General features: G+C 42.9%; 11 protein-coding genes and 4 pseudogenes. 11 read left to right on the top strand and 4 right to left on the bottom strand.

The annotated features are described in order from the left end of the window. Positions 1–307 precede the first annotated feature (307 nt). Positions 308–974, top strand: a pseudogene (gene rsmI, locus SD31_RS09975) (16S rRNA (cytidine(1402)-2'-O)-methyltransferase). After that, entirely contained in the window at positions 955–1,398 is a 444-nt protein-coding gene (locus SD31_RS16665; RefSeq protein WP_231561428.1) for a PH domain-containing protein, read from the top strand. Before rsmI ends, SD31_RS16665 begins: the two are co-directional and overlap by 20 nt. 41 nt (positions 1,399–1,439) lie before the next feature. On the opposite strand, the gene SD31_RS19075 is transcribed toward SD31_RS16665, so the two are convergent. Further along, a complete protein-coding gene (locus tag SD31_RS19075) occupies positions 1,440–1,637 on the bottom strand; it encodes a hypothetical protein (protein ID WP_039054015.1) in 198 nt (65 codons plus the stop codon). Here SD31_RS19075 and SD31_RS21315 point away from each other — a divergent pair. The 3 genes and pseudogenes from SD31_RS21315 (at position 1,631) to SD31_RS09955 (ending at position 4,521) form a co-directional block, all read left to right on the top strand. Continuing rightward, a complete protein-coding gene (locus SD31_RS21315) occupies positions 1,631–1,732 on the top strand; it encodes an SHOCT domain-containing protein (protein ID WP_410528254.1) in 102 nt (33 codons plus the stop codon). The genes SD31_RS19075 and SD31_RS21315 overlap by 7 nt on opposite strands. 7 nt (positions 1,733–1,739) lie before the next feature. Next, a complete protein-coding gene (gene lnt, locus SD31_RS09960) occupies positions 1,740–3,359 on the top strand; it encodes an apolipoprotein N-acyltransferase (protein WP_039054014.1) in 1,620 nt (539 codons plus the stop codon). A gap of 26 nt (positions 3,360–3,385) precedes the next feature. Next, a pseudogene (locus SD31_RS09955) lies at positions 3,386–4,521 on the top strand (cysteine desulfurase family protein). A gap of 53 nt (positions 4,522–4,574) precedes the next feature. Here SD31_RS09955 and SD31_RS09950 read toward each other — a convergent pair. After that, positions 4,575–4,991 carry a copper resistance protein NlpE gene (locus tag SD31_RS09950; RefSeq protein ID WP_039054013.1) on the bottom strand — a complete coding sequence of 139 codons (417 nt, stop codon included), beginning with the start codon at positions 4,989–4,991 and terminating at the stop codon, positions 4,575–4,577. Positions 4,992–5,051: 60 nt separating this feature from the next. After that, the gene (locus SD31_RS09945; protein WP_039054012.1) at positions 5,052–5,387 is read right to left on the bottom strand and encodes a hypothetical protein; all 336 of its coding nucleotides are present in this window, start codon (positions 5,385–5,387) and stop codon (positions 5,052–5,054) included. A 134-nt stretch (positions 5,388–5,521) separates the two neighbouring features. Here SD31_RS09945 and SD31_RS09940 point away from each other — a divergent pair, with 134 nt between their 5' ends. The 6 genes and pseudogenes from SD31_RS09940 to SD31_RS09925 all read left to right on the top strand — a co-directional run bounded on the left by SD31_RS09940 (position 5,522) and on the right by SD31_RS09925 (position 9,586). Next, entirely contained in the window at positions 5,522–6,262 is a 741-nt protein-coding gene (locus SD31_RS09940; RefSeq protein ID WP_039054011.1) for an electron transfer flavoprotein subunit beta/FixA family protein, read from the top strand. A 20-nt stretch (positions 6,263–6,282) separates the two neighbouring features. Further along, positions 6,283–6,755, top strand: a pseudogene (locus tag SD31_RS21310) (electron transfer flavoprotein subunit alpha/FixB family protein). 10 nt (positions 6,756–6,765) lie between these two features. Continuing rightward, positions 6,766–7,254, top strand: a complete 489-nt coding sequence (locus tag SD31_RS21305; protein ID WP_410528253.1) for an electron transfer flavoprotein subunit alpha/FixB family protein — start codon at positions 6,766–6,768, stop codon at positions 7,252–7,254. 105 nt (positions 7,255–7,359) lie between these two features. Then, positions 7,360–7,903: pseudogene (locus tag SD31_RS09930) on the top strand (bifunctional nuclease family protein). Beyond that, positions 7,891–7,995, top strand: a complete 105-nt coding sequence (locus SD31_RS21300; protein ID WP_410528252.1) for a UvrB/UvrC motif-containing protein — start codon at positions 7,891–7,893, stop codon at positions 7,993–7,995. The pseudogene SD31_RS09930 and the gene SD31_RS21300 overlap by 13 nt, the downstream one beginning before the upstream one ends. 10 nt (positions 7,996–8,005) lie before the next feature. Beyond that, positions 8,006–9,586 carry a nucleoside permease gene (locus SD31_RS09925; RefSeq protein WP_231561427.1) on the top strand — a complete coding sequence of 527 codons (1,581 nt, stop codon included), beginning with the start codon at positions 8,006–8,008 and terminating at the stop codon, positions 9,584–9,586. 464 nt (positions 9,587–10,050) lie between these two features. Here the strand turns inward: SD31_RS09925 and SD31_RS09920 are convergent, their stop codons facing one another. Next, positions 10,051–10,590, bottom strand: coding sequence for a C40 family peptidase (locus SD31_RS09920; RefSeq protein ID WP_039054010.1), 540 nt, complete (start codon positions 10,588–10,590; stop codon positions 10,051–10,053). Positions 10,591–10,711 lie beyond the last annotated feature (121 nt).

Raw genomic sequence — 10,711 nt, 5'->3', positions numbered from 1 at the left:
TAAAGAAACAACGACTTTCTTCTCATTTTTTATATTTATTTACTAGGGTCTTTCGATTTCGTCCGAACTAAAACTACTCCATAGATTATTACCATTAAAAATTACGGGAAACCATAAAATCCTTATTTTTTCCGACACTAACATTCCCCCGTAGCACAATAGAGTTGCTATCCGTTCTATACAAGAAGAATTTTTTCCATCACACTTTCCTCAAAAGACTTAGACTTTATGTTTAAGTCTTTTTTTGTTGACTCTGTCTCTTGTTTTCGACATCAAAAGAAAGAGCAAAAAATACTTACCTTTGACTATGCTCTATTTAGTACCAACGCCTATCGGCAATTTGGAGGATATGACCTTTCGTGCGATACGCATCCTGAAAGAGTCTGATATTATTTTGGCGGAAGATACACGCACCAGTGCGCCGCTGCTCAAACATTTCGGTATCGAGAAAAAGGTTTTCAGCGCATCACCAACACAATGAACATAAGGCTGTAGCAGAGATCATCAGGTTTCTGAAAGAAGGACAAACAATATCTCTGATATCTGATGCCGGCACACCAGCCATTTCGGACCCCGGATTTTTATTGGTCCGTGAGGCTATCAAAGAAGGCATAGAAGTGCAATGTCTTCCTGGTCCTACAGCATTCGTTCCTGCCTTGGTAAGTTCGGGACTTCCCAATGACCGCTTCTGTTTTGAGGGTTTCCTTCCCGTAAAAAAGGGAAGACAGACGCGCCTGAAACAGCTGGTAGAGGAAAAACGTACCATGATCTTCTACGAATCTCCTCACCGACTGCTGAAAACTATAGAAGAGTTTATCACCTATTTCGGTGCCGAACGTCCGGCTTCCATTTCTCGTGAGCTCAGCAAACTCTACGAAGAGACCATACGCGGAACACTGGCAGAACTAAAATTACATTTCGAAAACAACCCGATTAAGGGAGAATTTGTATTTTGTGTTGCAGGAGCAGAATAATGGTTCAATTATTTATCTCGACATGATGAGCTTAGACAAATTCTTACAGGACGGCCAAGACCCGAAAATTGTAGAAAAGATATACGGCAAGATTGTAGATATGCTTATGCACAATGAAAGCATACACTACATCGCTGTACAGAAAAAGCCGGCGGTAACATTGCTTCCCGACAGCATTACCATCAGCAACAAAAGGATTTTCCTTTGTGAATTCACTAAGTTGGGATTAGCTACCAATTTTGAAATTTTCGACTGGAAGGAAATCAAAGACATCGCCTTCAAGGAAGAGATTTTCGGCTCTAAAATCACGGTCATTCCTTTCACGGGAGAAAATCTTAGTATAGATTATATCCCTAAGGTGCAGGCGCGTCGTCTCTATCAGCTCATAAAAGAAGACTTTAGAAGAAATCAAAGCCGGCAGTGATGAAGATTATAAAGAAACATCTGCCACGGAGGCCAGACCTGTTACCATACCGCTCCGTGAAGTTCCGACTCAGGAGAATCCGACAGGCAAGCCGACGGCAGCTGCACCACAGCCAGACACCTATATGTCACCACCAGCGACACAGGATCATACATACGTTGCTTCGTCACCAACCTTTGTTCCTCCGGCGGCAGAAAAAACTGTCGCTGCTGTAGAGGAAGAAGAGGATGAGCTGACAAGAAAGCTCAAAAAGCTGAAAAGCCTTTACGACAAACAATTAATCACACAGGCAGAATACGAAAGTAAAAAAGCTGAACTTTTATCGAAGTTATAATATTCACGTGAAACAGAATTATCTATTGGCGCTGTTAAGTGCCTTCATATTGTGGTTAGGCTGGCCGCCCGTACCGTACAGCAGTCCGCTGCTGCTCATAGGCTTGGTTCCTCTTTTAGTGGCCACAGAAAATATTATCCGCAGCGAATTTACGAGGAAAGGAAGCAAAATATTTACTACCGCCTTTCTCACGGGCTTCGTATGGAATACCGCATCCATCTATTGGGTGTTCAACGCCATGCACGCCTACCTGCCGGCATGGGTATCCTTACTGATAGCGCTGATACCTTTCGGCTTAGCTCCCCTACTCATGGCAACCGCCTTCCGCCTTTATTACGAACTGCGTAAAAGACAAAATATACTTATCAGCTTTCTGGGACTTATCTCTTTTTGGATAGGGTACGAATACCTACATCAGAGCTGGGATTTGGCATTTCCTTGGATGACTTTAGGCAACGGCTTTGCCAATTTTCATCAACTAGTACAGTGGTATTCCTATACTGGCGTATACGGCGGTACACTATGGATTTGGACTGTCAACATTTTGGTTTTTCTCTTCTATTGGCAAAAGAAACACCAAATTCAAGCTTACTCCCAAAAACTAATCGGACTTTTGATTGCCGCAATAACAATCATTCCCATTGCTGTGTCGCTTGTCCAATACAGCACCTATGAAGAGCCTGCCAACCCTTCACAAGTTGTGGTCGTACAACCCAACATAGATCCATACGGCAAATACGGATATATCGCTCCGGAGGAACAGCTGGAAAACCTTATCCGTCTGTCGGAAAGCGTGGCCCAGCCGAATACGGAATTTTTTATATGGCCGGAAACGGCAATCTCTTCTCGCGGCGGCATCAACGAAGATGATTTCCGTCAATATCCGGCATACGAGAGGATAGTAAGCTTCTTGGGCAAGTATTTCAACGGAAACGTTTTATCCGGCATTGAGAGCTATGCCCTCTACGACGACAAAAAGACGCCAACAGCACGACCTTTCGGAGATAAATATGTAGACAGTTTCAACAGCTCTACCCTGATAGACGGCTCCAGCAAACTACAATATTACCACAAGTCCAAGCTGGTACCCGGCGTAGAGCAGATGCCTTTCGGAAAGATTTTGGCCTTTATGACACCTCTGTTCGAACATTTCGGTGGTACTACGGGCGGCTACGGCAAAGATACTGAACCTAGGGTGCTGTATGCTCAAAGCGGTATAGGTGTAGCGCCTACCATCTGTTACGAATCTATATGGGGAAATTACGTGAGTGAATATGTCAAGAAGGGGGCACAATTTATCGCGGTAATGACCAATGACGGATGGTGGAAAGATACCTCCGGCAAAGATCAGCATATGGCCTACGCCAAATTACGCGCCATAGAAAATCGCCGATGGGTAGCACGCTCCGCCAACACCGGCATCTCCGGCTTTATCAATCAACGTGGAGACGTGGTGCAACATACCGCTTGGTGGGTGCCTGCAGCAATTAGCCAGGAAATTAATCTGAATGACGAACGAACATTTTATACCGAACACGGAGATATTATAGTCTTTATCGCATTGGCAGGATGTTTGGCCGCATTCTTTCTGATAATTCTTTCGAAGTTCAAAAAAATGTTCAATTAAAAATATCTATTCCCTAATTTTGCCCAATGCAAATATATTTAGATAACGCAGCGACAACTCCCTTAGATCCAGAGGTCATCGACGTGATGGTGGAAGCCATGAAGGAACATTTCGGCAACCCATCCTCCATCCATTCGCACGGCCGTCAGGTTAAAACTTTGGTAGAAAAAGCAAGAAAGACAGTAGCACATCTGCTACATGCCACTCCTGCCGAAATATTCTTCACTTCGGGAGGTACAGAGGCAGACAACATGGCTATCGTCCGCTCTATAGAAGCATACGGCATCCAACATGCCATCACATCTCCTTTAGAGCACCATGCCGTGCTACACACTTTCGAACAACTCGAAAAGGACGGCAAAATCCAGCTGCATTATATCAACATCGATGAAAAAGGAAATGTAGGACCTAGCTCATTTGGAAGAGCTCCTGTCTTCACTTCCTAAAACGCTGGTATCGCTTATGCATGCCAACAACGAAATCGGCAATCTACTGGATATCAAAAAGGTTTCGGCCCTATGCAAAGAATATAATGCCCTTTTCCACTCGGACACGGTGCAGACTATGGGACACTATCCACATGACCTGACCGACCTGAAAATTGACTTCATTACTGCTGCTGGCCATAAATTCCACGGTCCTAAAGGAGTAGGATTTATATATATCAATTCGAATAATAAAATTAAACCGTTGATTTACGGGGGTGCACAAGAACGCAACATGCGTGGTGGAACGGAAAACGTGTACGGCATCGTGGGAATAGCCAAAGCGTTAGAAATTGCTTACCGCGATATGCACATGCACCAAACCTACATACAATCTCTTAAAGATTATATGAATTGAAAAGCTAAAGGAAAACATTCCTAATGTGGCCTTCAATGGAAATATCGAAGCAGACAAATCCCTATACACGGTGTTGAACGTTTCGTTGCCATGTACTAATATGAACGACATGCTGCTGTTCAACCTAGATATCGCCGGCATTTCGGCATCAGGAGGAAGTGCCTGCAGCTCCGGATCGGATATAGGCTCTCATGTGTTGCGTGCCATTAAAGCCGACCCGAACAGGCCTTCGGTGCGATTCTCCTTCAGCAAATACAATACAAAAGAAGAAATCGACATTACCGTAGCAAAACTTAAAGAAATTTGCGAACATCCATAAAAGTAAAAAGGGCTAAGTTTTTAGCCCTTTTTACTTTTATATTTCAAACAAAGCTATTCTATCCTACCTAAGATATATTGATCCGCGAGATCTCCCTTGATTTCATTTCCTGTCAGATCCAACTGCACTAACTTATCTCTTTCAACTCTATATTGGTAGTCTACTCCTTTAAGACTTAACTTATCGTCCTTTATATCCCATTTGCCTTCTTTGACAAACAAATCGTCGGATTTTCCTTCGTACATATATCGTAATGTATACGTATGATCGCGATGAAGCTCTAAATGGGTGTTTATAGACTCACAATCTACACAAGGCAGCTGCCCGAAGTATAAACCTACAATATTGGCAGTAAGAGACTCCATGGTTTCACTGCTATCTTTGGCGGAAACCTTCTTTTGATTGTTGACACAACCTAATGCCAATGCGCCCAATTCCAAAAACAACAGTATATATAGGAAGACTCTCATGATACGAAAGTCTATTCAAAAAAGATACCAATCTCAATTTTGGAATTGTAAAAATTTGATTTAAAAATCTTCGTCCTCATCATCAAGGCCTAGGAGCTGATTCAATGCGCCCATAAGTTCTCCTTTGGCATGGTGATTTCGAAGTTGGGTAGCTATATCTATTCCGCGACGGTAGATTTCTTCCGCCTGCTGGCTTTCTCCTAACCGTTCCAAAAATTTCCCGAAGTGGTAATAGGTTCCTACATAATCCGGAAATGTCTGCACCAGATGCTCAAACCCTGCTCTTGTCTTGAAATCGTCCCCCAGCTTTTGGTATTCCAACGTCAAAGCATAATATAAAAATGGATCGTTAGGGCTCTCTTTAAGAAATTCCTCCAACTGCGCTATTCTGTTCATACTACAAAAATACAGCTACCGTCGGGATGAGCAAAAAAAGCAGAATAATTTATTATGCAAGCATAGGAAAATTAAAAATTATCATTATATTTGGTAATAAACTTAAAGAACTATAAATCTAAATTAAGCAGGTCATGAATATATTAGTCTGTATAAGTAATGTACCGGATACAACGACAAAGATTACTTTTACCAATAACAATCAGGAATTTAACACTTCCGGAGTACAATACATTATCAATCCATACGATGAGATCGCTTTATCCAAAGCCATAGATTTAGCAGGAGGAGGAGCCAATGGTACTGTTACGGTCATCACTGTGGGTGACAGCAGTACAGAGCCTACAATCCGTAAAGCTTTAGCTACGGGAGCGGATAAGGCTGTACGCGTAAACGCAACCCCTGCTGACGCTTGGTTCGTCGCGCATCAGATTGCGGATTACGCCAAAAAGAACAACTTTGATCTTATCCTTACAGGCCGTGAATCCATAGACTATAATGGTGCTCAGGTAGCTGCTATTTTAGGAGAACTGTTAAATATCCCTTCTGTTTCGGTGGCCAAAGGGCTCTCCATAGAAAATGGTCAAGCCACTGTAGAAAGAGAAATCGAAGGCGGCAAAGAAGTGCTGAGCAGCTCTCTTCCATTGGTGGTAGGTACAGCGGAAGGTGTAGCTGAGCCTAAAATTCCTAATATGCGCGGCATCATGGCGGCACGTACCAAACCGTTGGAAGTGATTGAACCGATAGAAGTGACACCTGTTGTCAAAGTGAAAAGCTATGACACTCCTCCAGCGCGCGGCAACGTGAAGCTGATTAGTGAAGATAACATTCAGGAGCTTATTCAATTGCTACACACAGAAGCTAAAGTTATTTAACCCTTAAAGAAGAGAACAACATGTCAGTACTTGTATATATAGAGAATACAAACGGAGAGTTGAAAAAGTCAGCCTTCGAGGCGGCAAGCTATGCGAAAGAAGTTGCCGACCTGTTAAACACGGAAGCGATAGCCGTGTCTATCGGTGATATAGACAGACAGGCTCTATCCTCTTTGGGAAATTGTGGCGTCACCAAAGTATTCCATGTCAGCAGGATAATCTGAAAAATTTTGTCAACCGGGCTTATGCTTCCATAGTCGCACATATAGCCAAAGAGCAAAAAGCTACCGTGGTAGTCTTTTCCAATACTTTTAGTGGAAAAGGGTTAGCCCCTCGTGTTGCAACAAAACTAAATGCAGCGTTGGTAGCCGGAGCCATTACCTTGCCTACCATCACAGGAGAGCAGTTCGAACTTAAGAGGAATGCATTCTCCAATAAAGCTATTGCTACCGTCACCGTGGAGACGTCTGTAAAAGTAATCACCATAAACTAACTCCTTCGCGGTGAAAGAGACGGGAGGCACAGCGCAGGTGGAAGACTATAGCGCACCGGTGGGCGGCGAAGATTTCAGCACCATAGTCAAAGATATCGTACGTGCTACAGACAAGATCTCCCTTCCTGAAGCAGAAATTGTCGTATCTGCAGGACGAGGGCTTAAAGGTCCCGAAAACTGGGGAATGATCGAAGAGCTAGCGTCTGTATTGGGAGCAGCTACAGCATGCTCGAAACCGGTGTCCGATGCGGGCTGGAGACCACATTCCGAACACGTCGGACAGACAGGCCTCGTGGTAAGCCCTAACCTGTACATTGCTATAGGCATCTCAGGAGCTATCCAGCATTTGGCTGGAGTAAGCTCTTCAAAGACCATCGTAGTGATCAACAAAGATCCGGAAGCTCCTTTCTTCAAGGTGGCAGACTACGGCATCGTGGGTGACGCCTTCGTTGTCGTACCTAAACTCATAGAAGCGTTGAAAGTCTATAAAGGGAACTAGTTAAAAGCAAATCCTTAGATATCAAAGTAGTATGTGCAAAAAATGTGCATGCTACTTTTTTTTTGGCGTTAATATTCACATATTTGTACTATTGAAGGTGTTCGGATGAAGAAAATTAAGTTAGATATAGTAGGTTTATCGTATAGCCAGACACAATCGGGGGCTTATGCTCTTGTGTTGGGAGAAGTTAATGGCAATAGAAGATTACCCATCATAATCGGAGGCTTTGAAGCCCAGGCTATTGCTGTAGAAATCGAGAAGATGGTACCTAGCCGTCCGCTGACCCACGATCTTTTCAAATCTTTTGCCGAAACTTTCCATTATTTCCATTGACGAGGTTTTGATATACAACCTAGTAGATGGAATCTTTTACGCGAAAATCATTTGCACCAACGGCAATGAAACACATGAAATCGATGCACGCACTTCCGATGCAGTGGCCTTGGCCGTACGTTTCGATTGCCCTATCTATACCTACGACTTCATCATGTCATCAGCAGGAATCGTCATGGAAAACAATGACTTAGCCTTCTTGGAAAATATCAATGCCGTGACTACCGGAGAAAGTCAAGAAGAGGAACCTGCCGAAAAATACTTCCTCAACCGAAAGAAACTTCCCCTTATGCCGCTCTATCTATGGAGCAGCTAGAGAGCACTCTTCAGAAAGCTATCGCCAACGAACAATATGAGGTAGCCGCTAAAATTCGTGACGAAATTGAAAAAAGAAAATCATCATTATAATTAAAGCGTTATGTCGATCAAAATAAGACTCACCATCATGAACTTCCTACAGTTCTTTGTATGGGGAGCATGGCTAATTACTATAGCCAACTACTGGTTCGGTACAAAAAATTGGGATGGCACACAATTCGGAGCGATATTTTCCACGATGGGGATAGCATCTCTATTTATGCCGACAATTGTAGGGATAGTGGCAGACCGTTGGGTAAATGCAGAAAAGCTATATGCTCTTCTTCATTTCCTTTACGCTGTATGTCTCATCTACTTGGCAAAGGTGGACCACCCTACCACCTTCTTTACAGTAATGCTCACCGCCATGTGCTGTTATATGCCTACGTTGGCATTATCCAACTCCATAGCGTATAGCTCACTAACCTCTGCCAAGTACGATCTTATCAAAGCCTTCCCTCCTATCCGTGTGTGGGGAACAGTAGGATTCATCATTGCCATGTGGATTACCAATCTTACAGGCAACAAAGCTACAGCCTTTCAATTTTATATTGCAGCGGCTGGCTCCATTACGGTAGCCCTATACGCTCTGTTTATGATTCCAAAATGTCCGCCGCAACGCCTTATCAAGGAGAATGCAAAATGGACAGAAATTTTTGGACTGGAAGCTTTCAAGCTATTCGGAAACTATAAGATGGCGCTGTTCTTTATCTTCTCCATGTTTTTGGGTGCTGCCCTGCAGCTTACCAATGCCTATGGCGATGTCTTCCTCAGTGAATTCGCTTTCTTTCCTAAATATGCGGATTCACTGGTCGTAGAACGCTCCACCATCATTATGTCCATCTCTCAAATCTCCGAAACTCTCTTTATCTTAGCTATTCCTTTCTTCTTGAAACGCTTCGGAATACGTAATGTCATGCTCTTTGCCATGATAGCTTGGGTACTGCGGTTCGGATTATTTGCCTTGGGAAATCCAGCAGAAGGCTTGTGGATGATCATACTCTCCTGCATAGTGTATGGCTTGGCATTCGACTTTTTCAATATCTCTGGTTCTTTATTTGTCGAAAGTTCGACCGACTCCAAGATACGTTCTTCTGCTCAAGGGCTTTTCATGATGATGACCAACGGCTTCGGTGCTGTATTGGGCTCTCAGGTATCAGGATGGCTTATTGACAAATACTTCACTATTCCATATAACAATATTGCTGACCTTTCGGGGCGTCTGGAGACCACGCCGGACAACCCACATCTATTGGATTTTATCAAAAATCAAGGTTCTTCGATATTGGAAGGAGGCATCTTTGATAAGGCTATATTCTTAAAAGACTGGCCACATATATGGTTGACCTTTGCAGCTTATACGCTGGTAATCGTTATCGCTTTTGCTATTCTCTTCAAGCATAAGCACAACCCTGAAGATCTACAGAAAACAAAACCACTAAAAAAAACAGGGACAATCGACGATTGTCCCTGTTTATATTTAATAAAAACTAGTTCCTACTTATTTTCTTGCCTGTGCCTCCGCGATCATGGAGATTACCGCATCGATGGTGGATTTAGCGGCATCTTTCATCTTTGGCGTTCCTGGAAAATCCGCATCCAAAACAACTTCCTTCGACTTTTCTTTATAAGTATATTTTAGAATATAGCGGGGCACCTCTTTACCTTCATCTGCAGAAGCTCTTTTGGTGGTCATATCATTATCCACATTCCAGAATCCAAGCTCCATAGCTTTACGGTGCAGATACAGCAAATCGTCTTTTTTCATCCTTACCGTGTCTTTCATCAGCTTGTTGTCTCTCGTAAGGTATTGGTATACACCGGTCTTTGAATTATAAGTATTGACCATTTCGTCCGGCAAACCATACGTAAGCTCTATAGATTCGAAATCCGCAAAGCGGTAAGGCGCATTTCGTATAATGGATGAATAATATATCCAGCAGTACACGATAAATGGGACAATAATACAGATTGCCAAAAAAATTTTTCTCGATTTACTAATCATCTCGCTTAATTTATTTGGGCAAAAATAAACATTTCAGCACAGAAAAAGGGCTCATCTTCTTCGTTCTGATTTAATTGACAAAAGTATTACCATAAGAGATCTTACATTCGAGGTGTTCCGCAGCGTTTCAAATATTTGTAAAACCAAGATTCTTTCAGGTTGGATATCATGACTCCCCGCTTCGTCGATACATGCACAAACATATCATTATGCAGATAAACGCCTACATGGTCAATTTCCTTTTCTCCAAAAGCGAAAAAAACCAAGTCCCCTTCCTTCAATTGATGGTCATACTTACGCTTCACAATCTCTGCCATCTCGCGCGAGGTGCGCGGCAGTTTCATATTGTACACCCTCTGGAAAAGATTATTGACAAATCCCGAGCAATCTATTCCGCTCTTGTCCTGTCCTCCCAAGCGATGTGGCGTACCTATCCATTCGTCAATATAAGCATATAAAGCCGGATTAAGCTTATGGGGGTGTACATGGAGCAGCTGTGCATAATGGTTACGCACATCTTTATACTCCCGTGGAGAGGATTCCAAAGGATAAGAAGTACGACTGCTGTCCTTTTTGTAAGCTCCACAGGAGCTTATCAGCAGGATAAGGATTATTGCGGAAATATAATGGTAATAGCGCATACCGTTCGAAGTTAAGAAAATAGCATATTAATGACCAAATTAATCGTTAATTCTTAAGACCTTTGTCGTATGAAGAAATTTAAAGGAGCTCTTGCTGTGTTCTTCGGAGCAGCAAGCTTTG

Origin of the sequence: Sphingobacterium sp. T2, from assembly GCF_000814685.1 — a bacterium.
GTDB classification, from domain to species: Bacteria; Bacteroidota; Bacteroidia; order Sphingobacteriales; family Sphingobacteriaceae; genus Sphingobacterium; species Sphingobacterium thermophilum.
Note: the sequence above shows the minus strand (reverse complement) of the source record. Positions and strands in the feature narration are given on the sequence as shown.

Bases quoted from the DNA above. Each gene is read 5' to 3' on its own strand.
- SD31_RS09925 (WP_231561427.1), top strand. From the start codon at position 8,006: ATGTCGATCAAAATAAGACTCACCATCATGAACTTCCTACAGTTCTTT.
- SD31_RS09940 (WP_039054011.1), top strand. From the start codon at position 5,522: ATGAATATATTAGTCTGTATAAGTAATGTACCGGATACAACGACAAAG.
- SD31_RS09945 (WP_039054012.1), bottom strand. From the start codon at position 5,387: ATGAACAGAATAGCGCAGTTGGAGGAATTTCTTAAAGAGAGCCCTAAC.
- SD31_RS09950 (WP_039054013.1), bottom strand. From the start codon at position 4,991: ATGAGAGTCTTCCTATATATACTGTTGTTTTTGGAATTGGGCGCATTG.
- SD31_RS21300 (WP_410528252.1), top strand. From the start codon at position 7,891: ATGGAGCAGCTAGAGAGCACTCTTCAGAAAGCTATCGCCAACGAACAA.
- SD31_RS09920 (WP_039054010.1), bottom strand. From the start codon at position 10,590: ATGCGCTATTACCATTATATTTCCGCAATAATCCTTATCCTGCTGATA.